Source organism: Corynebacterium sp. LaCa_70, assembly GCF_058182015.1.
In genome coordinates this window covers 1,566,088-1,589,247 of record NZ_CP190914.1, presented here as the reverse complement: position 1 = coordinate 1,589,247, position 23,160 = coordinate 1,566,088, and the positions used below count along the sequence as shown (strand labels likewise).

27 protein-coding genes, 1 pseudogene and 1 CRISPR repeat array (1 of these 29 only partly in view) are annotated in these 23,160 nt (G+C 54.3%); of the genes and pseudogenes, 23 read left to right on the top strand and 5 right to left on the bottom strand.

Translation table 11 applies throughout. The features are described 5' to 3' along the window. The first annotated feature begins 39 nt into the window (after positions 1 to 39). From ACP8MI_RS07225 to ACP8MI_RS07160, 14 genes and pseudogenes are all read left to right on the top strand, one after another. Positions 40 to 1,128, top strand: a complete 1,089-nt coding sequence (locus ACP8MI_RS07225; RefSeq protein ID WP_490290630.1) for an alkene reductase — start codon at positions 40 to 42, stop codon at positions 1,126 to 1,128. Between the two features lie 309 nt (positions 1,129 to 1,437). After that, entirely contained in the window at positions 1,438 to 2,367 is a 930-nt protein-coding gene (locus ACP8MI_RS07220) for a hypothetical protein (protein ID WP_049149379.1), read from the top strand. 376 nt (positions 2,368 to 2,743) lie between these two features. Next, positions 2,744 to 3,754: a hypothetical protein gene (locus tag ACP8MI_RS07215; protein ID WP_049149381.1), complete on the top strand. Its 1,011-nt coding sequence runs from the start codon at positions 2,744 to 2,746 to the stop codon at positions 3,752 to 3,754. Between the two features lie 300 nt (positions 3,755 to 4,054). Next, positions 4,055 to 4,966 carry a hypothetical protein gene (locus tag ACP8MI_RS07210; RefSeq protein WP_490290629.1) on the top strand — a complete coding sequence of 304 codons (912 nt, stop codon included), beginning with the start codon at positions 4,055 to 4,057 and terminating at the stop codon, positions 4,964 to 4,966. A gap of 368 nt (positions 4,967 to 5,334) precedes the next feature. Next, entirely contained in the window at positions 5,335 to 6,582 is a 1,248-nt protein-coding gene (locus tag ACP8MI_RS07205; RefSeq protein WP_249605926.1) for a hypothetical protein, read from the top strand. A 32-nt stretch (positions 6,583 to 6,614) separates the two neighbouring features. Next, positions 6,615 to 7,247 (top strand): hypothetical protein, encoded by a 633-nt coding sequence (locus tag ACP8MI_RS07200; RefSeq protein ID WP_249605925.1) that lies wholly within the window; start codon positions 6,615 to 6,617, stop codon positions 7,245 to 7,247. A 184-nt stretch (positions 7,248 to 7,431) separates the two neighbouring features. Then, positions 7,432 to 8,305 (top strand): annotated as a pseudogene (locus ACP8MI_RS07195) (EamA/RhaT family transporter); the annotation flags it as partial. Positions 8,306 to 8,404: 99 nt separating this feature from the next. Next, a complete protein-coding gene (locus tag ACP8MI_RS07190) occupies positions 8,405 to 8,707 on the top strand; it encodes an urease subunit gamma (protein ID WP_049149390.1) in 303 nt (100 codons plus the stop codon). Positions 8,708 to 8,756: 49 nt separating this feature from the next. Then, a complete protein-coding gene (locus tag ACP8MI_RS07185; protein WP_049149447.1) occupies positions 8,757 to 9,068 on the top strand; it encodes an urease subunit beta in 312 nt (103 codons plus the stop codon). Positions 9,069 to 9,121: 53 nt separating this feature from the next. Continuing rightward, positions 9,122 to 10,834: an urease subunit alpha gene (gene ureC / locus ACP8MI_RS07180; RefSeq protein WP_049149392.1), complete on the top strand. Its 1,713-nt coding sequence runs from the start codon at positions 9,122 to 9,124 to the stop codon at positions 10,832 to 10,834. A 48-nt stretch (positions 10,835 to 10,882) separates the two neighbouring features. After that, positions 10,883 to 11,356, top strand: coding sequence for an urease accessory protein UreE (gene ureE, locus ACP8MI_RS07175; RefSeq protein ID WP_049149395.1), 474 nt, complete (start codon positions 10,883 to 10,885; stop codon positions 11,354 to 11,356). Next, positions 11,337 to 12,086, top strand: a complete 750-nt coding sequence (locus tag ACP8MI_RS07170; protein ID WP_049149397.1) for an urease accessory protein UreF — start codon at positions 11,337 to 11,339, stop codon at positions 12,084 to 12,086. Before ureE ends, ACP8MI_RS07170 begins: the two co-directional genes overlap by 20 nt. 81 nt (positions 12,087 to 12,167) lie before the next feature. Further along, a complete protein-coding gene (gene ureG, locus ACP8MI_RS07165) occupies positions 12,168 to 12,782 on the top strand; it encodes an urease accessory protein UreG (RefSeq protein ID WP_049149399.1) in 615 nt (204 codons plus the stop codon). A gap of 1 nt (position 12,783) precedes the next feature. Continuing rightward, on the top strand, positions 12,784 to 13,659 hold the full coding sequence (locus ACP8MI_RS07160) for an urease accessory protein UreD (protein ID WP_049149402.1): 876 nt from the start codon (positions 12,784 to 12,786) through the stop codon (positions 13,657 to 13,659). 37 nt (positions 13,660 to 13,696) lie between these two features. On the opposite strand, the gene ACP8MI_RS07155 is transcribed toward ACP8MI_RS07160, so the two are convergent. Continuing rightward, the gene (locus tag ACP8MI_RS07155; protein WP_144737237.1) at positions 13,697 to 14,002 is read right to left on the bottom strand and encodes an ArsR/SmtB family transcription factor; all 306 of its coding nucleotides are present in this window, start codon (positions 14,000 to 14,002) and stop codon (positions 13,697 to 13,699) included. Positions 14,003 to 14,098: 96 nt separating this feature from the next. Here ACP8MI_RS07155 and ACP8MI_RS07150 point away from each other — a divergent pair, with 96 nt between their 5' ends. From ACP8MI_RS07150 to ACP8MI_RS07140, 3 genes are read left to right on the top strand one after another with little or no spacing between them, the layout of a single operon-like run. After that, entirely contained in the window at positions 14,099 to 15,238 is a 1,140-nt protein-coding gene (locus ACP8MI_RS07150) for a FecCD family ABC transporter permease (protein ID WP_082150553.1), read from the top strand. After that, positions 15,235 to 15,951, top strand: a complete 717-nt coding sequence (locus ACP8MI_RS07145; RefSeq protein WP_425654249.1) for an ABC transporter ATP-binding protein — start codon at positions 15,235 to 15,237, stop codon at positions 15,949 to 15,951. Before ACP8MI_RS07150 ends, ACP8MI_RS07145 begins: the two co-directional genes overlap by 4 nt. Continuing rightward, the gene (locus ACP8MI_RS07140) at positions 15,948 to 16,892 is read left to right on the top strand and encodes an ABC transporter substrate-binding protein (protein ID WP_049149410.1); all 945 of its coding nucleotides are present in this window, start codon (positions 15,948 to 15,950) and stop codon (positions 16,890 to 16,892) included. The genes ACP8MI_RS07145 and ACP8MI_RS07140 overlap by 4 nt, the downstream gene beginning before the upstream one ends. A 7-nt stretch (positions 16,893 to 16,899) precedes the next feature. On the opposite strand, the gene ACP8MI_RS07135 is transcribed toward ACP8MI_RS07140, so the two are convergent. Then, a complete protein-coding gene (locus tag ACP8MI_RS07135) occupies positions 16,900 to 17,937 on the bottom strand; it encodes an HtaA protein (RefSeq protein ID WP_238635784.1) in 1,038 nt (345 codons plus the stop codon). A gap of 268 nt (positions 17,938 to 18,205) precedes the next feature. Between ACP8MI_RS07135 and ACP8MI_RS07130 the strand changes: the two genes are divergently transcribed. Together ACP8MI_RS07130 and ACP8MI_RS07125 are read left to right on the top strand one after the other, a co-directional pair. Further along, positions 18,206 to 18,526, top strand: coding sequence for a hypothetical protein (locus tag ACP8MI_RS07130; protein WP_049168625.1), 321 nt, complete (start codon positions 18,206 to 18,208; stop codon positions 18,524 to 18,526). 90 nt (positions 18,527 to 18,616) lie between these two features. Further along, positions 18,617 to 18,880: a hypothetical protein gene (locus ACP8MI_RS07125; RefSeq protein ID WP_126843656.1), complete on the top strand. Its 264-nt coding sequence runs from the start codon at positions 18,617 to 18,619 to the stop codon at positions 18,878 to 18,880. A 267-nt stretch (positions 18,881 to 19,147) separates the two neighbouring features. Here ACP8MI_RS07125 and ACP8MI_RS07120 read toward each other — a convergent pair whose 3' ends face one another. Together ACP8MI_RS07120 and ACP8MI_RS07115 are read right to left on the bottom strand one after the other, a co-directional pair. Next, complete coding sequence (locus tag ACP8MI_RS07120; protein ID WP_238635785.1) at positions 19,148 to 19,459, bottom strand: hypothetical protein; 312 nt, start codon at positions 19,457 to 19,459, stop codon at positions 19,148 to 19,150. A 54-nt stretch (positions 19,460 to 19,513) separates the two neighbouring features. Beyond that, positions 19,514 to 19,723 (bottom strand): hypothetical protein, encoded by a 210-nt coding sequence (locus ACP8MI_RS07115; protein WP_238635786.1) that lies wholly within the window; start codon positions 19,721 to 19,723, stop codon positions 19,514 to 19,516. Positions 19,724 to 20,032: 309 nt separating this feature from the next. Here ACP8MI_RS07115 and ACP8MI_RS07110 point away from each other — a divergent pair, with 309 nt between their 5' ends. From ACP8MI_RS07110 to ACP8MI_RS07095, 4 genes are all read left to right on the top strand, one after another. Then, complete coding sequence (locus ACP8MI_RS07110) at positions 20,033 to 20,443, top strand: hypothetical protein (RefSeq protein WP_126843659.1); 411 nt, start codon at positions 20,033 to 20,035, stop codon at positions 20,441 to 20,443. A 395-nt stretch (positions 20,444 to 20,838) separates the two neighbouring features. Next, a complete protein-coding gene (locus tag ACP8MI_RS07105; RefSeq protein WP_049149424.1) occupies positions 20,839 to 21,048 on the top strand; it encodes a tyrosine-type recombinase/integrase in 210 nt (69 codons plus the stop codon). Positions 21,049 to 21,326: 278 nt separating this feature from the next. Continuing rightward, the gene (locus ACP8MI_RS07100) at positions 21,327 to 21,455 is read left to right on the top strand and encodes a hypothetical protein (protein WP_018120537.1); all 129 of its coding nucleotides are present in this window, start codon (positions 21,327 to 21,329) and stop codon (positions 21,453 to 21,455) included. Next, positions 21,448 to 21,666 (top strand): hypothetical protein, encoded by a 219-nt coding sequence (locus tag ACP8MI_RS07095; RefSeq protein WP_049149426.1) that lies wholly within the window; start codon positions 21,448 to 21,450, stop codon positions 21,664 to 21,666. The genes ACP8MI_RS07100 and ACP8MI_RS07095 overlap by 8 nt, the downstream gene beginning before the upstream one ends. A 5-nt stretch (positions 21,667 to 21,671) precedes the next feature. Here the strand turns inward: ACP8MI_RS07095 and ACP8MI_RS07090 are convergent, their stop codons facing one another. Beyond that, positions 21,672 to 21,953: a hypothetical protein gene (locus ACP8MI_RS07090; protein ID WP_065420330.1), complete on the bottom strand. Its 282-nt coding sequence runs from the start codon at positions 21,951 to 21,953 to the stop codon at positions 21,672 to 21,674. A gap of 58 nt (positions 21,954 to 22,011) precedes the next feature. After that, a CRISPR array of direct repeats spans positions 22,012 to 23,160; the repeat unit is 29 nt; unit sequence GGAATTACCTCCGCATGCGCGGAGAAGAG (it continues 1,566 nt past the right edge of the window).

Below are 23,160 nucleotides of genomic sequence, written 5' to 3'. Positions count from 1 at the left end.
GGTTGGAATAAAGCTATGCTGCACGCTGTTGTAGTTGTCATGGCAACTTTATTTAGTCCTTTGGAACTCGGTCGTTATACCTTGAAAAACCGCGTGACCATGGCGCCGTTGACCCGTCAGCGCGCAGGCCACAGCGGTGTGCCGAGTGAGCTGCACAAGAAGTACTATTCCCAGCGCGCTAGCGCCGGGCTCGTGGTTACGGAGGGGGCGTTCCCTGCGTGGACGAACCGCGCATTCCCGGGCCAGGCCGGCATTGTTGATGATGAGCAGGCAGCTGGTTGGCGCGAAGTCGCCAACGAAGTGCACGCAGCTGACGGTGTCTTGTTCATGCAGATCATGCACGGTGGGCGAACGAGCCACCCGGATCTTATCGACGGTGCCCAAGCAGAAGCTCCAAGTGCGCTGGACTGGGGCGGTGACGTCCGCGGCTTTTCCGGCAAGATGGAGGCGCCAGTCCCACGTGCGTTGGAGGCGGAAGAACTCCCACGGATCGTCGAGGAATTCCGCGCCGCTGCGCGCCGGGCTATCGACGCCGGCGTTGATGGTGTGGAGATCCACAATGCCAATGGATACCTGTTGCACGAGTTCATGGCGCCGAACGCCAACCAGCGTGACGACGAATTTGGTGGCAGCCCGGAAAACCGGTGGCGCCTGCCGGAGATGGTTATCCGTGCCGTCGTCGAGGAAATTGGCGCTGACCGCGTAGGTGTGCGTTTCTCACCTGCGCACGTTGTGCAAGGAATTGTGGAAGATGACGAAGCAGACATGGTGGCAACCTATGGTGGCCTCTTGGATGCAATCGCCCCATTGAACCTGGCGTATGTGTCCTTTTTGCACGCGGAGCCACAAGGCGAGCTGATTTCTACTTTGGCGAATAAAGCCCGCGCCAACGGTGTGACCAAGGTACTGATGAACGACGGTTTTGGCAGCGTCACCACCAAGGAAGATGCGGAACGCGAGCTGGAACTGGAGCACGTGGATGCTGTGGTGGTCGGTCGTCAGCTTATTGCCAACCCAGACCTGGTACGCCGGTGGGAAGAAGGCCTGGAGCTGAATGAGCCGGATGAGTCCACCTTTTACGTCGGTGGCGAGCGAGGCTATATCGACTACACAACCTACGAGGGCTAATAGCTAGTCGGGTAACCGGTAGCCCGCAGCTGGTGCTTGCGGTTGCGGGCCCTGCGCGCCCAGGCCGTGCGCTTGCTGCCTGCAGGTCGACAGATGGGGGTGGATGGTTCGCGGTTTCGTTATAAAATATTGACTTTCGTTTGGGGTGGGAGTTAGCCTGAGCGCAGGCTGGAAATTACATCGGAACAAACTTAGCGCATTGTGTTGCGTGTCAGTGCGTTTCTGTAGCCTATCGGGCTGCAGAAGGGGTTTGCTCTTAAAGGTTGCCAGTCTTTGTTTTCTTGGTATTTTGTCTCGGAAGGTTTCTTCATGAACTTCAACAAGCGCGTTCTGGCCGCTGCCGCGTTGTCTGTATCTCTCGTTGTCCCTACTGTCGCACCGGTTGCACAGGCTGCTGAGCACCTGGGATGTGAGCAGGCATTCCAGCTGAAGCAGGATTTTGATGGTACTGCTTCGATCGTGGTTGCGCAGCACTTGAGTAAAAACTGTGGCCTGTCCGCTGACGAAATTTCGAAATTGAGCGTTGATGAGCTGAAGAAGGTCGCTCAAGAGCTCAAGGACAAAGATGGCAACTCGCTTTCTGAAGAAAAGATCAATGGCATTAATAAAGCGGTAGTGAGTGGTGCCGCGAAGGATGCCGAGGTGAAAGACCAGAAGGAAGCCGAGCAGTTTACCGTTGCACCTCAGGTGAATGACATCAAAGCCGGTGACAAAGAGATTACCGGAACAGTTCGCCTATACCCAAGCGAGAAGAACTACGAATTTTCCGCTACTTTCCCAGGTGGTGCAGGTGAAAAGATCACCGTAGAGGCACCGGCTAAGGCTGCCACGGTTGACTTCAAGATCGCAGTGCCACAAGGCGTTGAGCTGAAGGCTGGCGACGAAGTCTTTGTTACTCCTATACCGAACACGATCAACCCACAAACCGGTGAGGGACCTGGTCAGACCATCGTTGTGAAGCCAGCTGACGTAGCTGACAACGGCGACGGTGCTAATAAAGAAGAAGGCAAGAAGCCAGGTGCGGGTGCCAACGACGAAGAAGGTAAGAAGAAACCAGGTAACGATCTGTCTTCCAAGGGCAGCTCGGATGCTGGCAAAGCGATTGCCGCTGTAGCTGGTTTGGGTGGGTTGGCTGCGCTGGTAGCTGGCGTCGCGCACTTGCTAAACCAGAACTTGGGTGGCGTGCCATTCTTGCAGCCAATCCGTGAATTTTTGGCGCAGTTCAACATTCACATCTAAGGTTCAGCGCAGTAGCGTAAGCCAAAAGTAGTCACTGCCGTTTGTCAGTGACTTTGTAATCTGACCGGGGCACCTCGATTCATGAGGGTCCCGGTTTTGTCTATTATCCCGTTTTGTTGCCAGCAGGTTCCGTGTTGGCTCCCTATAAGTGGACAGGATTGCCAGTATATTTTTATATAGAAAACTACAGCTAGATAGGTGTTTTTGACAACCAAATAAACGGCGCACTAAGTTTCTGCAATCGATCATTCAAGTGGTTGGATGAAATAACCGGCTGGCAGAATCCTAGGAATGTAAGCGCCCAGGCGAATACCTACGGCATCTGTTCACGAATGATCAGCCCAATTCCGTTGTATTGCCTTGAAAGGTGCCAATCATGATCAATAAACGTGCCGTAGCTGCTGCCGTTTTGTCTCTGTCTATCGTCATTCCCGGCGCTAGCTCGGTAGCGCAAGCGACAACAGCGCCGAAACACCTCGGTTGCGACAAGACAGTGGCTGAAGACGCTGGCTTTCGGGGAACCTCTTCGATTGTCGTCGCCAAGCATTTGAAAGTGTCGTGTGGGTTATCGGTCGCTGAGATTTCCCAATTGTCGGATTCCGAACTCACTCAAGTTATTGAAGAACTGGGAATTTCCAAGGAAGGATTCAACCCGGCTTTAGTGCGAGCCGCAGCCGGGACCATTGACCAAAACACTGATAAGTCAGGAAACGGTGGAGGAGCCGGCGACCATGATCGTGACAACCAGACCGGTGTGAGCGTAGACCGCATCAAAGCTGGAGCCCGGACCGTGACCGGTACGGTGTATCTCCAGGCAGATCAGGACGAGCAGAAAGTTAGCGCAGCGCTTCCAGGTCGTAACTTTGTCACGGTTACTGCGAAGAAGAAAAACCCGGGAAAGGCGGAAACTGTGAAATTCGAAATCCCGGTTCCGGAAGGTCTACAGCTACGGGAGCATCATCAGGTGTTTGTGTATACGGGCGAGGGTGCACCGACACCACAGCGCATTCGTAACGGTGGTGCTATGTTGCTGGTTGAAGCGGACGGGTCAGGTGGTGAGGAAAGTAGCGCGGATAGCGCAGATAATGGTGCACAAGCGCAGCAGACGCAGATTCTTGTCGACGATATCGTCGTTGGAGCTCAGACAATAACCGGGAAAGTGAAACTGCCCGAGGGGGTTTCGGAGCAGAAGATTGCAGCCTTTTTCCCACGCTCGCTATTTGGTGAAGCTATTGTCAGTAAGTCTGAGGCAGATGCAGCAGGAGTAGTGACCTTCGAAATTGGCGTGCCGGAATCATTGCATTTGCGGGTAGGGGATCAGGTTAAGATTGGACCAGTTGGAAGCCCCGCAGAGATTCAGTCGATCACAGTAAGGACTGCTTCCTAGTAACCGCGGTGGTTAGGTGCAGACGTTAGAGCCGTGTACATGTAATTTCTTGTGACGAGCGTTATCACAAAAGTCATAGACTTGGCCTAATGCAGCTTTCACGCTGAATATTTAAGCATTGTGCTTGACCACGAATAGCAATTGTGGCTTACTTTGTTTTGGAATTGAACATCCATTAACGAATCCTAATTCAATGTGTTACTGCTCCAGGTTCGCGGGTGGTGCAATAAAAATTATTTGTTTTAGGCTTCGGGATCGTTCATCTCAATTTCTACTGGTTTGTCCTGAAAGGTTTCTCGAATGCTTAATAAGCGTGTGCTTGCGGCTGCTATTATGTCCGCCTCCCTCATTGCTCCTGTTGTATCCCCGGCTGCCCATGCGCAGAACGTCACTATGCAACCAGGGGAATCTCAACAGTCACAGGTCTCTGTACTACAAATCGACCCTGTGAAAGAGGGTGCGACTAAGATTACTGGCCGAATTGGGCTGCAGGCGCCTGAGGAAACGGTGAAAATCACCGCGCTGCTTATGCGGCAAGTGCATCTGCTTAGCACCTCGGTATCAAAGAGTAGTTCTGATGTGCCTGAACTTGTTGAGTTTGAGATCATGATTCCGAGTACGCACTCGCCAATGGCTGGTGATCAAATTCAAATTGGTCCTGCGGGTGAACCAACAAAACAGCAGGTGATTACAGTTTTAGGATCGGATTCAGCCGAGCAGCAAACGCCTGCGCCGCAGCCTCTGCCGGAGCCGAACCCGGCACCGAATACGCCAGCTCCAGGCGGGGACGACTCAAAGCCAGGGGCTGACCAAAAACCGGAAGATGGCCAGCAGGACTCGAAGCCTGAATCAGGGCAGAAACCTGAAGGTGACCAGCCAAAGCCGGAAGGCGAAAAACCTAAGCCAGAAGGAGACCAAAAGCCGGAAGGCGAAACCCCTGGCGCAGGTAAGAAACCAGAAGCTCCAAAGGGGCCAGAAAATACCCCGAAGGATCCAAAGCTACCCGGTGATAATGGAAAGAATCCTGAGGTCGATAAAGATATGCTGCAAGGTAGCTCCACTATCGGCGATCTCTTCAAAATCCTCGCAGCTCTCGGTGGTGCGACCGGACTAATTTCTGGCGTCGTTAAGCTTTTGACCCTGGGGTCGGGTAGCGCGAACTTCGTGCAGTCGATTCGTGATTTCTTCGCGCAATTTAACATTAAGTTCTAGCGAGCTGTCGCGGCGGCACGTGAGTTCGTCGTAAAGCACGTCGTGCAAGTTTGAATTAGTGAGACCTAACTGACCGGAGTGTCCTTATCTAGGGTGCTCCGGTCTTGTTGTACCAGTATTATCGCATGTCAAAGGAATGATTTTCCCAGGATTATCAGGTTATTATTAGGGGTAAAACTGCAGCTAGATCGATGCTTTTGACAAATGAATCTTTTGCTGACTAGTTTCTTGCAACCGACCGCAGAGACTTTTGGAAGAACTTTCTACCTGGCAAAACCCTAAGAATGACATCACGACGCCAGTGGAAGAGTTAGCCAAGGACGATGCAGTCCGAACGGTTCATTGTTTTCCTGAAAGGTAACTCCCGCATGCTTAATAAACGTGTGCTTGCCAGTGCAGTTCTGTCGGTTTCGATTGCAGCTCCCATGGTGACTCCTACTGCTCAGGCTTCTGATGCGCATCTGGGATGTGCGCAGCTGCAAAAAGGCAGCGATTTCGATACTCGCAATATTGAGGGCCACTTGGATGAGCACTTGCGCCGCGCCTGCAAACTCAGCGCTGAACAAGTCAAGGCACTTTCTCCCGATGATCTGAATAAAGTCGCTGAAGAGCTCGGTTACGTTAATCAAACAATTAATATCGGTTTGCTGCATGCATACGCCTCGGCAGGCGAACCTGCGCAAGACAGAGGCGATCGTGCTGCAGGGGATTCTGCGAGGAAGAGCCTCGACAGTATCTACTTGTACCCCGTGAAAGCTGGTGACACCGCGGTCAAAGGACAAGCGTGGTTGCACACCCCTGGGCAAACCCGCACTGTTTCTGCCTTTTTCAAGGCCCAGGCGACGTCTGGAAAGACGACGGTTACGAACAAACAGACGGACCGGCCAGAGATCATTGATTTCACTATCCAGATCCCTGGGCCATATGTGCCGAGAGCGGGGGATGTGATTACCGTGGGATTTGAAGGTGACGCATCGTCGCAAAAACACATCACCGTCGATGCAGCGCCTTCATTAGAAGAAGAAACCCCTGAACCAAAGCCTTCTCCAGCCCCGGAAGCACCGGCACCGCACAAACCAGTACCGGAGAAGAAACCGGAAGACGGCGCGCCGGACCATGGCAGTGAACCGCAGCCAAAACAACCGGAGAACGGAAACAAACCTGGCGAAGGTGACAAACCAAGGGAAGGCGCAAAACCCGACGCTGGTAACAAGCCTGGTGCTGGAAAGAAACCAGATAGCCAGCCACAGGATCCTAAATTGCCGGAGGGTACAACTCCTGAGGACAAGAAACCGGACAACAAGGCACCTGAAAAGGAGCAGCCAGAAGACAAGCAACCTGAGCAGAAAACCCCAGAGCAAAAGACACCTGAAAAACCAGGGAACTCGAAGACTCCAGCCCCGAAGGTACCTGGTGATACCAAGAACCCAGGGGTCGACAAAGACGGCGTACAGGGAAGCTCGAGCGTTGGGGATCTGTTCAAGACGCTGGCCGCAATCGGCGGGGTGATTGGCTTGATCACTGGCGTCGGCAAGATTCTGTTCCAGGGCACAAACGGGCTGGACTTCCTGCAGCCGCTTCGTGGATTCCTCTCCCAATTCAATATTCGATTCTAATTTCACCTCTATTTTCCGGAAAGGAAAACCTCATGATCACAGCACGCATGGTGGCAGCCGGAGTCTTGGCCGCCGCGATCGTCATTCCAAACATCGCACCTGTCGCACAAGCCCAGGATTCGACAGCTACCGCAACCACTGACAACCCGACTATGACGAAGGCGCAGTCTGAAGTTGTGGTAAAGCCTATCAACATCGGTGATAAGACAATTTCTGGCAAGCTCCTTTTACGTAAAGGGGAATCGAGCCGCAACGTGGCCATTCGTTTTGATCGACGTAACCACCAGGAGACGGTCACCGTCGCACGTGAGGAAGCGCTGGGCGATGATCTTGTCGCTTTCGAATACCCAATTCCAACCAAGTATAAGTTGCAAGATGGTGAGCCAATCACCGTCGGAGTCCCTGGGCAACCGGAAACTTTCAAGCATGTTTTTGTAGGGGACACCAACGCTCCAGAGACCCAGGTGCCTGCGCCGGGAAATACGCCTGGTCAGAAGCCAGATGGGGAAAATAAGCCAGGTCAAAAGCCGGGTAATGACAAGCCGGGAGTTGTGCCGCAACCACCCCAAAACCCTGGCGCGACTCCGAAACCACCACAGCGTCCAGGTGGAGGCAACGGTGGCATGATGCTGGGAAGCTCGGGTTCGTCGAACTTGTTCGGCTGAAATTGCCCAATCCAGATCGCATAGCCCGGTGAAGCCTCTATTATTAATAAAAGAGGGTTGACGTACTGAGCTAAGCCTCCGCACCGGAGCAAGTCAACGTCGCATGCTGAAGAATTGCGTGCACGTACTTGCTCCGGCTTTTTTAATTCTGGAGTTTCCTTCTCTTTCCATACTTGGCGTAAGTCAAAATAAAGGTTCACTACCCCGTAAGGGCATCATCATGTCCATCGTGGCGGGCCTGTTCCTCGGTGTGGACTTCACAGCCTGGAACTACTCAATCTTCTACGTTGGTGCTGGCATCGCAGCGATTCTGCTGAATCTCCAGGTCATCATCGTGCCAATGCTGACCGCCATCTTCGATAAATACAAGATCCCACCAGTGTTCCTCATTCTGGTGCCGATCATGATCGCCGGTGTCGCATTGACCGGTGGCGTCTTCGAGCCATCAGAATCCACGGGCCCATCCACAATCTATGGAATTAGCACCCCACTGTTGGGCACCCTGCTGGGCTTGACCTCGGGTATCTGCTTCTCGTTCTACCTGTACTTCTCGCGTAAAGCTGGTACTACAGCTCCTCGTAAGGACCTGTACGTTCAGCCAATGATGTACACCGCAGCCGCACAAATGGTGGCACCGTTTGTCTGGGCGCATACTCGTTCTTCCCGCGGTGGATTCGACTTCACCCATGGCGTGCTTGCCGACGGTCAGCTGCCGCTTGAAAACCCGGAAACCGCGTTGGGTGATCCACTGACTGCTACCAACTGGTTGATGCTGTTGATGCTGGCCACCCTCGGTCAAGCTGTGGCATGGACCTTCGTTATTCGGCGAAGTTCCATCAGCTTTGCAGTTCGTCGGTATCTTGATGATCCTCGGAACGGTGATGTATCAGAATGGTCTATTCGATAAATTCATAGGCAAGAAGAAGAAACCACCGAAAGGTAAGGCAGGTAAAGATTATCCAAATGAGCTTGTCGACATCGGCATAGGCGGAAAAGGCCTGAAGGAAGAGCCTGAACCGGTGAAAGATCCGGGCGAAGGCCCGTGGCGACCAGCTTAACCACACCCCGTGGCGTCGAAGGAGGCTTTCACCCTCGGCGCCCTCGACCATGTCCGGTCCTTATGTCTTAACTACATAACTAGTTTTTGGAGGAAATCAATGCACTTGACAGAGCGTGAACAAGACAAGCTGATGATCGTCGTCGCAGGTGATCTAGCCCGTCGGCGTAAAGAACGCGGCCTTAAGCTCAACCAACCGGAAGCAGTCGCCTACATCACTGCTGAACTTCTCGAAGGAGCGCGCGACGGAAAATCCGTAGCCGATTTGATGAGCGAAGGCGTGACCTATCTCAGCCGCGAAGATGTCATGGAAGGCGTTCCGGAAATGATCTCTGATGTGCAAGTCGAAGCCACCTTCCGCGACGGCACCAAACTTGTCACGGTGCACCGCCCAATCCGCTAAAACATCAATCCCGCCCTGCTTGCATCCCCTCATTATGAAGGAGAATACCTTGATTCCTGGTGAATTCTTTATCTCAGAAGACGGCCCGATCATGTTAAACGAAGGCCGTGAGGCCATCACGCTCGAAGTCACCAACACTGGTGACCGTCCCGTTCAGGTTGGCTCGCACTTCCACTTCGCCGAAGCCAATGCGGAACTCGATTTTGACCGCGAAGCTGCCCTGGGCAAACGCCTCGACATCCCAGCCGGAACTGCAATTCGTCTAGAACCAGGTGATTCCCGCACCGTCAACCTCATCGACTTCGCCGGCGACCGTGAAATCCACGGCTTCAACGGCAAAGTCAACGGCAAAGTCGACTAGCTAAAAACCTACGTCGGAATACTTAAAACACCCAGCTAGAGGAGTAATACACCATGTCTTTTCAGATGGATCGACGCCAATATATTGAGCTTCACGGCCCAACGACAGGCGACGGCATTCGTCTCGCAGATACTGACCTTGTCGCCCGCGTGGAAAAAGATTTCACCAAATACGGCGAGGAAGTATCCTTCGGCGGCGGCAAGGTAATCCGCGATGGTATGGGCCAGAACTCGCGCATGCGTGGTAACGATATGGTGCCAGACTTGGTGATCACCAACGGAACGGTCATCGACCACACCGGCATTTTTACCGCAGATATTGCAATCAAAGACGGCAAGATTTTGAAGATCGGCAATGCCGGTAACCCAGACATCATGGACGATGTCGACGTCATGATCGGCGTGGGCACCGAAGTTATTGGCGGCGAAGGCAAGATCATCACCGCTGGTGCGATTGATACCCACGTGCACTTCATCTCCCCGGAGCAGGTGGAAGCAGCGCTCGACAACGGCACCACTACGCTGATCGGTGGCGGAACCGGCCCTGTCGATTCCACGAATGCCACCACGGTTACCGCTGGTGCCGACAACATCACCCACATGATCCGTGCGACGGAAAACTTTGCCGTCAACGTCGGTTTCTTGGGCAAGGGGCACGCTTCAGATGCCAACCCGCTGCGTGAGCAGATCAAGGCAGGCGCGATTGGCCTGAAGATCCACGAGGACTGGGGCGCCACTGCCAACACCATCGACCAGGCGCTTACTGTTGCCGACGAAATGGATATCCAGGTAGCTATCCACACTGACACCCTGAATGAAGGCGGCTTTGCCGACAACACCATCGCTGCGTTCAAAGACCGCGTCATTCACACGTTCCACACCGAGGGAGCTGGCGGTGGTCACGCCCCGGACATCCTGAAGGTTGCCGGCCTGAACAACGTTTTGCCTGCGTCCACGAACCCGACGCTGCCGTATACCGTCAACACGATGGACGAGCACCTGGACATGATCATGGTGTGCCACCACCTGAACCCAGACTTGCCCGAAGACGTCGCGTTCGCTGACTCGCGCATCCGGAAAGAAACGATTGCCGCAGAAGATGTCTTGCACGATCGCGGCATCTTGTCGATCACGTCCTCTGACTCGCAGGCAATGGGGCGTGTGGGTGAAGTGGTTCTGCGCACCTGGCAGGTTGCACACCGCATGAAGGAACAATTCGGTCCTCTGGCTGGTGACTCAGAAGGCAACGACAACGAGCGCATCAAGCGTTATATCGCGAAATACACCATCAACCCAGCGATCGCATCCGGCATTTCGCACTCTGTTGGTTCGGTCGAAGAAGGCAAGCTGGCCGACCTCGTTATCTGGGATCCGAAATACTTCGGTGTAAAGCCAAACATGGTCCTGAAATCTGGCTACGTCGTGCGCTCCATCATGGGCGATGCCAATGCGTCGATCCCAACCCCACAGCCACGCACCATGCGCTATTCCTTCGGTGCACTGGGCCACGCCTCTCGTCGTAACTCGGTGACGTTCTTGCCGACGGCTGCTATGGATGCCGGGGTGCCAGAAACGCTGCGCATCGCGCGCCGCTTCGTCGAGGCCAAGAATATGCGCAATATCTCGAAGAAGGACATGCGCCTGAACGACGCCACTCCTGAGATTAAGGTGGATCCAGAGACCTACGAGCTGTCTGTTGATGGTGAAATCATCACCGCTGAGCCAGCGACGGAACTGCCAATGACGCAACGCTACTTCTTGTTCTAGCTACAGGAAGCCCGAGTTTTCAGCCCCGATACTGCAAGAAAGGTCGATATGATTATCACTGAAATTTCCGGAAATTTGGCGAATCTACCTGGTGGCAGCTCCGAGCGCACCATCGACTGGGTGGAATTCGACAACGAAACCCGCTTGAAACGCGTGCAGCGCGTCCGCGCTAATTCCGGTGCAGAAGTTGCCCTGCGTTTTTCCGGTGACTTCACGGAGCTGAAAGACGGAGACGTTCTTTACGACGACGGCGAGAAGCTGTTCGTCGCCAAGATCAAGCCGACTGATGTTTTGGTTATCACGCCAGAATCTGTGCAAGAAGCACTGCGTGTTGCCCACACCCTCGGGAATCGTCACCTGCAGGCACAATTCTTTGGTGCTGATAGTCAGTTTGGCGCCGAGGTGATGGTGGTGCGCTACGACCACACTGTTGAGCACCACCTGGATCATGTGGGCGTGTCCTACGAGCGCACCGAACACGTAATGCCGGAGGCCTTCCGCCATGCCGAACACACCCACTAACGCCGTGGACTCTGCCGAGACGAGCACCAGCGGTTATGCACAGCTAGTGTTGTGGCACCTGACGGACTCCGCGTTGCCTACCGGTGGCTTTGCCCACTCTGCGGGGATGGAAGTCTCGGTGCAATCCGGTGAAATCGATTCCCCGGATACCTACGGACGCTGGCTGCACGGCTACCTGCGGCAGGCGAGCTTTTCTGAAGCGCTTGCAGTCCGCTTCGCGGTGGAACTGCAGCAGGCCGCACTCAGCGTCGAAGAGAAACAGGAACATCTGCACGCTTTAGACCGTCTGGTGCATGCGTGTCAGACTCCTAAACAAGTGCGAACCTCAATGAATTCGATGGGTAAGCGCATGTCCCGCGTCGCAGCCATCATCGCCCCAGAAGACCCACTGGTAGCGCACTATAAAAAGAGCCTGACGGGCCGTAGCCTGCGGGGCAACCCGGGCGTCGCGGCCGGCTTGGTTCTGGGATCTGTGGGCGTGGGTGCACGCGAAGCCGTTACCGCGTATCTCATGCAGATGGCGAACTCGATGACGCAAAACGCGATTCGCGCTATTCCGTTGGGCCAAGATGCCGGACAAAGGGTACTCGTGCAGGCTTATCCGGCGATCACCCAGGCTGCACAGATGACGATGGCCCATGACGTCAGTGATCTTGGTGTCGTGGCACCACGCTTAGAGGTCGCACAGATGGCTCACGAGAGCCTGATCTCTCGGATGTTCATGTCGTAGATCTCTTATTAACCTGGTGCCGAAATCTGGTGTAGGGCCGACGGTGCACTGCACATACACGAAACGAAAGGAACTTGTTCCATGAGCATTATTAAAATCGGCGTTGGTGGCCCAGTTGGCTCGGGTAAAACTGCGCTCATCGAGCGCATCACCCGTGCCCTGGATGGCGAAGTCTCGATGGCTGCCATCACCAACGACATCTACACCACAGAAGATGCAAAGATCCTCGCCCGGGATGGTCTGCTCCCGGTAGACCGCATCATCGGTGTCGAGACCGGCGGTTGCCCGCACACCGCCATCCGGGAAGATACCTCCATGAATGAAGATGCCATCGAGGAATTGATGAGCCGTCACTCGGATCTGGAGCTGGTTTTCGTGGAATCCGGCGGAGATAACCTGTCTGCGACGTTCTCGCCAGAACTCGTGGACTTCTCCATCTACATCATCGACGTGGCCCAGGGCGAAAAGATTCCGCGTAAGGCAGGCCAGGGCATGATTAAGTCCGATATGTTCGTGATCAACAAAACTGACTTGGCACCACACGTGGGTGCGGACTTGCAGGTGATGACGGATGATTCCAAGGTTTTCCGTGGCGATAAACCATTCGTGCTAACGAACCTGAAGTCCGACGAAGGACTAGACGAGCTCGTCGAATGGATCCGCCATGACGTGTTGATGCAGGATCTGGCTGATTAGTATGTGGCAGCTCCCGCAAGACCGTTTTTTGCATGATCCACCGCGCAAAGAAATGGGCGAGCTGGAACTCGGTATCGCCCTCAGTGACGGCAAATCAGTAGCAACAAGGCAGTATCACACGCGGGCCTTGAAAGTGATCCGCCCGCATTATCTGGATGATTCCGGGCAGGTTTACTACATCATCGTGAACCCGGGCGGCGGATACGTCGGCGGCGACGCCTACCGGATTGACCTGGACGTCGACAAGAATGCGTCGATGCTGATCACAGATCAGTCCGCGGCCAAGGTGTACCGCACGCCCGATGAGTACGTCGTGCAGAATATGAACTTCTCCGTGGCCGAAGGTGCGGTACTGGAATACATTCCGGATCAGCTCATTTTGTACCGGGATGCAGATTTCCGCCAGCACATCACGGTGAAAGTGCACCCCACAGGCAGTTTGTTCATGTCGGACATCGTCACCCCAGGATGGTCGCCAGATGGGGAACAATTCCGGTACACCCAGGCACACCTGCGCAACGTTGTGGAGATTGACGGCGAGACCGCTCTTGTCGATAACCTGCGGCTATGCCCGCAAGAAACCGAGTTTGATCAGAATCTCGATTTCGCGATGGGCGGGCGCACTCACGTGGCGACGGCCATCTGTTTCGACCCGGCCGTGGACGAGGGACTTTTGGCTGCAGTCCGCACGGTGGTGGGTGAGCATGCCGACGCCGATGAGTCCATGGAAGCAGCCATCACCGCCACGGAACGTCCAGGTTTTGTTCTGCGCGCAATTGGTAAGCGGACGGAAGAGCTTTTGGCACTGGTGCTGGCGGTAGCCGGGATGGTTCGAGCGACCCGCGGGCAAGGCCCAATCAATCTGCGGCAGTACTAGGCCGTTGCTAGGGCAGCGTTAGGGCACGGTTATTCCTCTATTCCTCGTGTTCGCTGCCCATGCAGTGGAGAAGTTTATGCGCGTTTTCATCTTTGAGCGCATAAAACATTGACCGGCCTTCACGTTTATACGTGACCGTGCCATTGAGTTCCATTGTGCGTAACGCGGCCGAACAGGTGGCGACGCGCAAACCCGTGGTTTCTGCGAGTTCACTAACGGTGAGAACATACGGTCCTGCGAAGTGCAGGGCCGTCAGTAGTTTCAGGCGCGTGACATCACCGAGAATGCGGAAAGTCGTGCACCAATTTTCGGCGCGTTCCAAGTTGTTTTCGAGATCGGACATGCCTGCTCCTGAGAACTATCTGCGGAATTCATTACTAAGCTTAGTGTTAACTGCGTGGAATTTCTTATTCAATTGATTGGTTGATAAAATAAAGCAGTGAACACCGGTCGAACCGAATCTGAAACCCGGCTTGCTTCGCACAACGAAGCACAGCCAGAGGACGCTGAACCTGACAGTTCTACGTCAGACATTCTCGGTTTCTCTGCACAAGCACGGCGTACCACGATATGGACAATCCTGCTCGTGCTCCTGCTCATTACTGTTTTCGCCTGTGGCATCATTATTGGGCCGACTCCGATTAACTTGTCGGATGTCCGCATCGCATTAGCGCACAATATCTTCGGCGTGGAAGCTCCCACTTCCGCATCGTCGACTAACGCTGTCATTTGGGATATTCGTATTCCTCGCTTGATTCTGGGGGCCGCAGTAGGGGCAGGTCTTGCCGTCGCTGGCGCGATTTTGCAGGCGGTGGTGCGCAACGCGCTGGCGGATCCGTATATTCTGGGCATCAATTCTGGTGCTAGTACTGGCGCTGCGCTGGCAATTCTGTTCGGTGTGGGTGCAGGCTTCGGCGAATATGCTTTGCAGGGTGCCGCTTTTATCGGTGCGCTCGCAGCATCGGCAGTGATGTTCTTCATTGCTCGTTCCGCGGGGCGTTTGACTTCCGTGCGCCTTCTCATGGCAGGTATTGCCGTGGGCTATGCGCTGTCTGCCGTGACCTCATTTTTGATTTTCGCCTCCGATTCCGCCGAAGGCTCACGCTCTGTGATGTTCTGGCTGCTCGGGTCGTTGGGCCTGGGCCGTTGGGGGCTGCTGTTGCTGGTGAGTGTGCTCGTCGTGGTGGCTGTGACGATTGTCTTCTGGTCCATGGGGCGCCGAATTGATGCTTTGACCGTCGGCGACGACGCGGCGCTGACGTTGGGCGTGAATCCGGATCGCATGCGCGTGCTCCTGGTGGTGCTGACTTGTATTCTGGTCGGATCCGTCGTCGCTATGGCTGGCTCGATTGGCTTCGTCGGTTTGGTGGTTCCACACGCAGCACGCCGCTTAGTGGGTGGTTCGCACCGCCACATGCTGCCGGTCGCCGCGTTGCTGGGAGCTAGTCTCCTGATCGCAGCGGATATTGGCGCGCGCACGCTACTGGCACCGCAGGAAATCCCCATCGGCATCGTGACCTCCTTGGTGGGGGCACCATTTTTGATCTTGCTGGTCCGTCGGATGGGGGTACTGAAATGATTACCGCGGAAAATATTTCTTACCAGGAAATCATCAAAGATATCTCCTTCGAAATTCCCGACCATGGTGTCGTCGGTTTAGTGGGGCCGAATGGCTCTGGCAAAACCACGTTGCTGCGCACACTATTCGGCGCGTTGCAACCAACTGCGGGGCGGGTGCTGCTGAATGGGAAACCGCTTTCTACGATGCGGGCGCGCACTATCGCCCACGAGCTTTCCGTGGTGGCGCAAGACAGTGGGGAACCACCACAAATGACTGTCGCAGAGGTAGTCCGCCTCGGGCGATTGCCGCACAAGGATAATTCTGCTGACGGCATCATCGCTGCTTTAAAAAACGTCGGAATGTTGCATAAAGCGAAAGCCCCGTTGACGCATCTTTCTGGCGGTGAGCGGCAACGCGTCATGATTGCCCGCGCGTTTATCCAGGATGCGTCGCATATTTTGCTCGACGAGCCGACGAACCACCTGGATATCCATTATCAGATGGAGGTGTTCAACCAGATCAAGCACTACCGCGCCAATGCCACGGTTGTGTTACACGACCTGAACATGGCGTTGGAGTACTGCGATTGGATCCACTTGCTGGATGACGGCCGGCTGGTGGAATCGGGGCCGCCTGGCGACGTTCTCGTGCCGGAGATTCTCGAGCCCATTTACCACGTTGGCGTGGTGCGCACAGAGCATCACCTACACTTCGAACGGTTAGAAAAATGAAGAAGCTAGCACAAAAGAAATTCGCTCCACTACTGATCGCACCACTGATCCTGGCAGGCTGCAGCGCTGCTGAAACCGAAGACACCGCGATCTCGCTGCAAAACTGCGGCCGTACCGTAACCCTCGAGGCTCCTCCAGAGCGGGTGGTTTTGCAAGGGCCAACCTCGGTTCCAACCCTTCAGCGCCTGGGCGTGCTGGACCGCGTGGTCGCTAAAGCCGGTGACTATCCGGAAGAGTACTTTGACGACGAGACTAATGCGGCGTTGGAAAAGATCCCTTCGCTGACCAGCCGCCAAGATGCGACCGGCCACTTGGAGCTGTCGAAAGAAGCCATCATGGCGGAAGAACCTGATTTGATCATTGGCCAGAGTGAGACGGTGAACCCGGAAACCACCATCGAGACAGCTCTCGTGCAAGAGCCAGGCTTTTGTGGCGAGGTGAAAAACGCTTCCTTCGATGATGTTTATGACCACATCGACTTGTACGGCACCTTGTTTGCGAAGGAAGAAGAAGCTCAGAAGATCAAAGATGAAGTGGCTGCGGATCTGGAGAAGATCGGCTCCGACGTTGGCAAGGGCAAGACGGTGGCTGTGCTATACCCAGGCATCGAGGGTGCAAGTACCTATGCTTACGGGAAAGACTCCATGTCTAACCCAATCGTCGAAGCAATGGGACTGAAAAACGTCTTTGGCGATGTCGATGATCGCGTTTTCGAAATCAGTGCAGAACAGTTGGTAGCTAAGAATCCGGATGTCATCTTGCTCTTGCACTCCGGCCAGGACGGCGTGAAAGAAGCCGTCACTAGCTTGGCGGGTGCGGACACCGTCACCGCGGTGAAAGAAGACAAAATGCTATCAATGTTGTTGGCTTTTGCTGAACCACCATCACCACTGGCTATCGATGGTGTCGAGCAGCTGAAGAAATTCTTGTCTGACAACTAGCCCAACGCTAGCCGCGTACCTGATCGGCGGCCTGGGCGGCCGTGATCAGGCCCAGCGGCATACGCACCATCTCGTCGGCACCCACGTTGTAGGAACGTGAGATCAGCCCGGAAACCAGATAGCTGCCGTCGGGTTGCGGGGTGAGCCACGGATCAGCGACCGCAACTTCTGCCAGAGTAAAGCGGGCAGTGGTAATCACGGTGCCTTTGTATTTGCGCACGCCGTCGCCGTTTTCTGCGGCCGCATCACGGGTGAAAGACACCCGACGCTCGTCCACCTTCGTCGCTCCGTTTTTGGCGTTGACCCCACCGTTGGTGATCTCTGCGAAACGGAAGGCAAGGTCGGCGTCGACAAGAAGATCTGGTTGGGGTGCAGGAGGGGTGTTTGGGCCAGGTTCGGGTGAATAATTCACGGGAATATAAAACTCTTCGGACGCGTTGATGGAACCTGCGCCAGGGTAAACATAGACTCCCCAGTTATCGCCCGGAGTGGTCTCGGGCGGATCCACCACGATGCGAGCGGTGAAAGAGCCGTCGGCATGCATCGGTTGTTCCTGCCGTGCGATAGAGCGGCGCATGTCGATAGCACCTGCCGGAATGCTTTCCAAGGTGCCTTCTGGCATGACCCACGCCATACGATCGTGCGGGTGCGTGCGGGTAGATGGAGCTGCGCCCTCGCTGGGCTTCCAGTGTGCGGGAAATGCGCCGTACAGTGCGAAGAGGCCATTGGGCACACCCGGTGGAACGGGGAACGGGAAGCCGCCTTGGTTAGCCTCGGGGGAGAATCCGGTGCCATGTACCAGCAGCACGTCGCCGCGGTGGACGGTTGCGCCTTCGACGGGGGTGCCGTCTTCAAAAGTCACGGTCACCTGTGGATTTTCAGAAACTTTCGGGAAAATAGGAAGGTCGTCCGGAACCACTGGGGTGGCGGCGTGGGCGTTCGGGGTGATTTCGGGAGTGCCGGGAACAAGCGTGCTAGCTCCGAGGGCGAGGGTGAGCACGGCGGCGGAAAGCGATCTTGTGCGGAATGGGCGGTGAGCGTTCATATAACTCAGATTAATCCATGGTCAGGTTCGCCAATCTTAATTATGTATGTTTTGTGTCACCCGGGTGATGATCTGCTGGGGCGGTCACTGGATTGTGGGTGTCTGATCTCTGACGTTAGAAGTGAGTCTGCCTGCTTGGTGAAATCTGCGTTGAAAACCGCTTTCCCAGTGCGTGGACGCGGAGTCAGAAAGCTTCCGGGGGTAAAATGGTGGAGCCGACAAAACCTTACTCAAAAGATCAATTTTTCACTCCAGTCAAGGAACGCGAATGAGCCTAAAGATATATGGAATCGATGTAGAAGAGACTCAATATGATGGCGGGCTTTTTATACAGTTTTGGGAGGAATTCCTCACTGATTATCTACAGCAATTCAGCCAGCCTGACATTATTGAATTAGCCTCAGAGGGCGGTGAATATGAGTTGGCCTTTGAACGCGCGGTGCGTAGCCTGATTGATGAAGACATTCTCGTTAGTGAGAGATGGCTTAAAGCGATCGAGTTGGCGGTTTATATCCCAGATTACTGGCGGTCAGATTTTGCCGAATACGCCAAGCGCGTCCGCGCGCACCACGCTAAGGCAAGCGCTTAACCCGAAAAATTCACCACCAACCCGGCCCGATCATCATCGCGCCGGGATTTGTCAAAACCGCATCAATAGCATTCCCAGGAGGAGTCGCCAATGGATACAGCAACCGCTACCGCAGATAACTCGAATGCACACGCCGAGGAGATCCAAGAGCATACCGAGACACTCAAGGAAGCATTCGACAAGCTGCAAGCACAGGTATTAGCGCTCCGTATTCGTGGAGAAGAGGCGTGCTCGACGTGTGCTGCTACCAGCGACTTTGCATTACCCCACGTGCCTGGAGAAGAGAATGATGGTGGGGTGTGCTACACAGCTTTCAGCTCTTTGTACAGCCGGGGTATGTTTCTCAGGCCATAGCCTACTGCCATAGCAAAAGCTGCGTATAGGATAAGAGTCAGTTCAATAGGTCCGGGTAGGGCATTACTGACGATAAGCGCTACGCCGAGTGTGATGGTGATTATTTTTTCCATGATGGTTACTTTCTGTTGTAGGGTGCGGGGTTAGTAGACGAACTGGGAATCGAACCTGACTGACAGTACCCACCAGGGCTGAACGTCTCACGGTGTAGGTGTAACAAAACCCAGCGCGATGATCATCGGCCGGGCTGGTAGTTAATCTTAGTGGCTAGGTACTTGCCCTGGCGTGGTGGGCGCGTACTCGCTTGGCGTAGTCGGCGAATCGCTGCTGCCAATGGTCTGAAATGTAGACTGCTGTTTCTATGGCTTCCAGCCACTGCACACTGATCATAATATCTTCGTAAATTAGATCGCGGACAGCTAGCTCAAACGCTAATTCATATTCGCCTCCTATTGGTGCTGTTTCAACCACATCAGGATTACTAAACTCTTGTGAATAATCAGTAAGAAATTCTTCCCACAGGGCGATGAAAAGGTCGTCATCATAACGTGCTTCCTCAACATCAATGCCGTGAATCATGAGGGGTATTTCTTCCCTTTCACTGGGATGAAAAATTCATCTTTACTATAAGCTTTAGTCGGGTTCCACAAGTTTACCACCTTTAACCTGCATAACCCCTTTTCTCCGAATTGGATAGGCCGTTTTTAATACAGCAGTACGTTTTGAGCCTTTCCCTATAATATCCCAGCCTACTTCGACGAGCAGCCCATCAACCCATTTTCGGGCTTCACGATAGCTCCCTCTTGCCTGATAGCTCTCTGGATCTTCAATAGTCTTATGCACTGCATGAACAATATCTTGAGGTATCCATTCTTCCGGGAATACTGTTTTACCCTTTTCCTTAGAACCATAAAGGTGTCCAAGGCGATCAGAAACTTCGTGAGCACTTCTACCGATGTGTCCAGGACCTTTACCTAATTTCCCAAGTTCGGAATACTTCCAGCCGAATAAGAAGTGGAATTACCTCCGCATACGCGGAGAAGAGAACACTTGCAGAATTACGCAAAGTTATTACTCGTATGGCGCGTTATCCCATCTCACGGTATTGCGAAAATTGGTAAACCCCGCGCGGTTGGTGGTAGCATTCAGGCCATGGAACACAGAGTATGGCTAGAAAAAATCACAGACGATTCCGTACTCGCGATAAGCAAATCAATCGGTGTAGCCAATTCCACGCTGGTAGCCCAGCTGAATAAGCAGAAAATTTCAGCGGATAACGTCGTGAAAATTGCAGAGCATTACGACCTGCACCCCGTAGGCGCGCTGGTAGATACGGGCTATATACATGAGAAATGGGCACGCACCGTAGACCCCGTGCAGGCCCTGCGCGAGGTCACCGAGGACCAACTCGCCGACGAGCTGCTGCGGCGCATGAAATTGGGCCAAAATTCCGGGGCGCTAAAACAGCCGGTTGATGAGCTCGTGGCACGCCGGGGGCTGGATTTCGATCAGGCCGTTGCAGATTCCAGCGCTGCAGAGCCAGAGCCTGGGAGTCAAGAATGATTCAGCTAGAGCGTATCGCCGACAAAAGAGGTATTGCGATTGTGCACCATCGTGGCGGGGCGAAAGGCTTTCGTGGGTAGATCGCGGTGTAATTAGCCTCCGCCACGGGCTAGGTGAGGTACAAGCCCGCTGCATGCTAGCCGATCACTACTATGGCGATAGCGCAGGCGGAATTATCTCCGAGTGCGCGGAGAAGAGCTTCATATTTTTTGTGGGCCTGGCACTACGCAGGAATTACCTCCGCATGCGTGGAGAAGAGGGACGCTAAGGGTAAAGGCGGGCACGTCCGACCGGTGCCATGCCCAGCACGATTAGCGCGAAGAATTAGCAGCGCGGGCGCGTGGTTTTTTCCTGGCGATGATCATGGGTACATATCACCAGCATGGCTAGGCAAGATGGTAACGCGTTACTTGCCGGATGGCTGGACTGTGCATAAATTGCGGCATCGTTTTGCGAGTGTGGCATATGCCGACGGTGGGCGCGATCTGCGAGCCGTGCAGGCTGCGTTAGGACATGCCAGTATTGCGACTGCTCAAATTTATGTGAGTACGGATGATGATGCGGTAACGCGGTCTGTGCAAGCCGCTTGGAAGATCGCTATCTAGCGTGCTTAACATCACATAACATATGTCAACCACGGTATGCATGTCTACTGTAGTTTGCACTAGTATTAATCACAGAAAGGAGGTGATGATAATGATTGGTTTCATTGAAGCACTGTCAAAGTTAATGGCTTCAATCGCTGGCCTAATAAGCCGCGGTGGTGGGATACCGTAACCTAGACAAGGACCAGCGAAAGAAGGAAATCACCAAAGACCCCTGAGAGTCGGGGTGTCCGGGGGAAGGCCCGAGCACCTTTTATCCTAGCAAAGGAATTTTCACCATGGAACGCTACATCTATCTTATGACCGCAATCTGCGCTAGCGCGGTACTAATCACGGGTGCTAGCGCGTGGGTGCTTATCCCACTGGTAGCCGTGGCAGGGGTTACTTACGGTCGTGCCAATGCCTAGCCCTATTGATCGCGTAGCTAATGCCAAGTCTGCCTATGAGCAGGCAGAAAGCGCACTAGCTAGCGCGCGCGATGATTATTACCAATCGATTGATGCCGCCGTTAATGCCGGGGTTTCCAAAATGGAACTGCACCGACGAACTGGCCTATCTAGAGCGATGCTATACCGCATCATTAACCGATCTGATCAATCTTCGCAGGGTGATGCGTGAAAAGCCTAGTTGACGCTAAGGTTTTGCAAGGCCCAAGCTAGCTCTTGTGTCACTTTCCAGCCACGGCGGCCACTGTATGAAATTTCGCCCTTGATCGGTTTAGCCAGCGGCTGTTCAATAAATCCAAGTTCTTTCAGTAACTTAGCGTGTTCCGTCCAGCGTAAATCAGCGTAAGTTGAATCATTGGGCATAAACCAATAATCAGGGTCTTCTACGTTTTTGCCTTGCGCGTGAAATTCCAGTCGCGGGGGCCGTGGCAATAGCGCGTCTTGTTTTACGTAGTTCACGACAAAGTGAGGATCATTGAAGTCTAAGTGTCCAACATTTCGAGTAGCCCAGGTGAGTGGAATTACCTCCGCATGCGCGGAGAAGAGGTATTGACCGTGGTATGCGACTGGTGCACCGGGGAATTACCTCCGCATGCGCGGAGAAGAGAAACAAGCAACGATCGAAGCAAAACTTACCGAGGAATTACCTCCGCATCCGCGGAGAAGAGGTATTGACCGTGGTATGCGACTGGTGCACCGGGGAATTACCTCCGCATGCGCGGAGAAGAGCAAGATCGAAGCGAAGCGTGATCCCAGCATCGGGAATTACCTCCGCATGCGCGGAGAAGAGGCAAAACCGACCTGTACGCCAAGGGGGCTGAAGGAATTACCTCCGCATGCGCGGAGAAGAGCCCCGCGCCCTCAGCGGGCACCAAAATATCCAGGAATTACCTCCGCATGCGCGGAGAAGAGAGTGGCGCCCGCGGTGATGGCCGTAAAGCCACGGAATTACCTCCGCATGCGCGGAGAAGAGGCTTCGAAGAGGGCTAGGCCATGGTCGATATTGGAATTACCTCCGCATGCGCGGAGAAGAGCAGGGTTACTGGGGGGGAGGGGATCGTTACGGTGGGAATTACCTCCGCATGCGCGGAGAAGAGATCACCGCGAGCATTTCCGGTAGCGTGCCCCGGGAATTACCTCCGCATGCGCGGAGAAGAGCCCCTTGGATGACCTCAATCCCTACCGAAATTGGAATTACCTCCGCATGCGCGGAGAAGAGATGCCGTTTTGAGCTGTGAACCACACACGCGCGGAATTACCTCCGCATGCGCGGAGAAGAGGGACTAACCTCATGGCAATCAAATCAACCATTGGAATTACCTCCGCATGCGCGGAGAAGAGGGACTAACCTCATGGCAATCAAATCAACCATTGGAATTACCTCCGCATGCGCGGAGAAGAGGGTGGCCTTATCGGTGGTATTCCGCGCGCCATGGAATTACCTCCGCATGCGCGGAGAAGAGGCCAGTTAGTCCTAGTACGGCTCCGGCGGCAAGGAATTACCTCCGCATGCGCGGAGAAGAGCATTAATCACCCACACATCCTCGGTGGTTTCAGGAATTACCTCCGCATGCGCGGAGAAGAGGAGTGGCTGGCGCGGGGCTACCGTGACCTGCGGGAATTACCTCCGCATGCGCGGAGAAGAGGATCACTTTGCATTGAGTGC

Coding starts and splice junctions, on each gene's coding strand:
- ACP8MI_RS07225 (WP_490290630.1), top strand. CDS start 40: ATGGCAACTTTATTTAGTCCTTTGGAACTCGGTCGTTATACCTTGAAA.
- ACP8MI_RS07220 (WP_049149379.1), top strand. CDS start 1,438: ATGAACTTCAACAAGCGCGTTCTGGCCGCTGCCGCGTTGTCTGTATCT.
- ACP8MI_RS07215 (WP_049149381.1), top strand. CDS start 2,744: ATGATCAATAAACGTGCCGTAGCTGCTGCCGTTTTGTCTCTGTCTATC.
- ACP8MI_RS07210 (WP_490290629.1), top strand. CDS start 4,055: ATGCTTAATAAGCGTGTGCTTGCGGCTGCTATTATGTCCGCCTCCCTC.
- ACP8MI_RS07205 (WP_249605926.1), top strand. CDS start 5,335: ATGCTTAATAAACGTGTGCTTGCCAGTGCAGTTCTGTCGGTTTCGATT.
- ACP8MI_RS07200 (WP_249605925.1), top strand. CDS start 6,615: ATGATCACAGCACGCATGGTGGCAGCCGGAGTCTTGGCCGCCGCGATC.
- ACP8MI_RS07190 (WP_049149390.1), top strand. CDS start 8,405: ATGCACTTGACAGAGCGTGAACAAGACAAGCTGATGATCGTCGTCGCA.
- ureC (WP_049149392.1), top strand. CDS start 9,122: ATGTCTTTTCAGATGGATCGACGCCAATATATTGAGCTTCACGGCCCA.
- ureE (WP_049149395.1), top strand. CDS start 10,883: ATGATTATCACTGAAATTTCCGGAAATTTGGCGAATCTACCTGGTGGC.
- ACP8MI_RS07170 (WP_049149397.1), top strand. CDS start 11,337: ATGCCGAACACACCCACTAACGCCGTGGACTCTGCCGAGACGAGCACC.
- ureG (WP_049149399.1), top strand. CDS start 12,168: ATGAGCATTATTAAAATCGGCGTTGGTGGCCCAGTTGGCTCGGGTAAA.
- ACP8MI_RS07160 (WP_049149402.1), top strand. CDS start 12,784: ATGTGGCAGCTCCCGCAAGACCGTTTTTTGCATGATCCACCGCGCAAA.
- ACP8MI_RS07155 (WP_144737237.1), bottom strand. CDS start 14,002: ATGTCCGATCTCGAAAACAACTTGGAACGCGCCGAAAATTGGTGCACG.
- ACP8MI_RS07145 (WP_425654249.1), top strand. CDS start 15,235: ATGATTACCGCGGAAAATATTTCTTACCAGGAAATCATCAAAGATATC.
- ACP8MI_RS07140 (WP_049149410.1), top strand. CDS start 15,948: ATGAAGAAGCTAGCACAAAAGAAATTCGCTCCACTACTGATCGCACCA.
- ACP8MI_RS07135 (WP_238635784.1), bottom strand. CDS start 17,937: ATGAACGCTCACCGCCCATTCCGCACAAGATCGCTTTCCGCCGCCGTG.
- ACP8MI_RS07130 (WP_049168625.1), top strand. CDS start 18,206: ATGAGCCTAAAGATATATGGAATCGATGTAGAAGAGACTCAATATGAT.
- ACP8MI_RS07125 (WP_126843656.1), top strand. CDS start 18,617: ATGGATACAGCAACCGCTACCGCAGATAACTCGAATGCACACGCCGAG.
- ACP8MI_RS07120 (WP_238635785.1), bottom strand. CDS start 19,459: ATGATTCACGGCATTGATGTTGAGGAAGCACGTTATGATGACGACCTT.
- ACP8MI_RS07110 (WP_126843659.1), top strand. CDS start 20,033: ATGGAACACAGAGTATGGCTAGAAAAAATCACAGACGATTCCGTACTC.
- ACP8MI_RS07105 (WP_049149424.1), top strand. CDS start 20,839: ATGGTAACGCGTTACTTGCCGGATGGCTGGACTGTGCATAAATTGCGG.
- ACP8MI_RS07100 (WP_018120537.1), top strand. CDS start 21,327: ATGGAACGCTACATCTATCTTATGACCGCAATCTGCGCTAGCGCGGTA.
- ACP8MI_RS07095 (WP_049149426.1), top strand. CDS start 21,448: ATGCCTAGCCCTATTGATCGCGTAGCTAATGCCAAGTCTGCCTATGAG.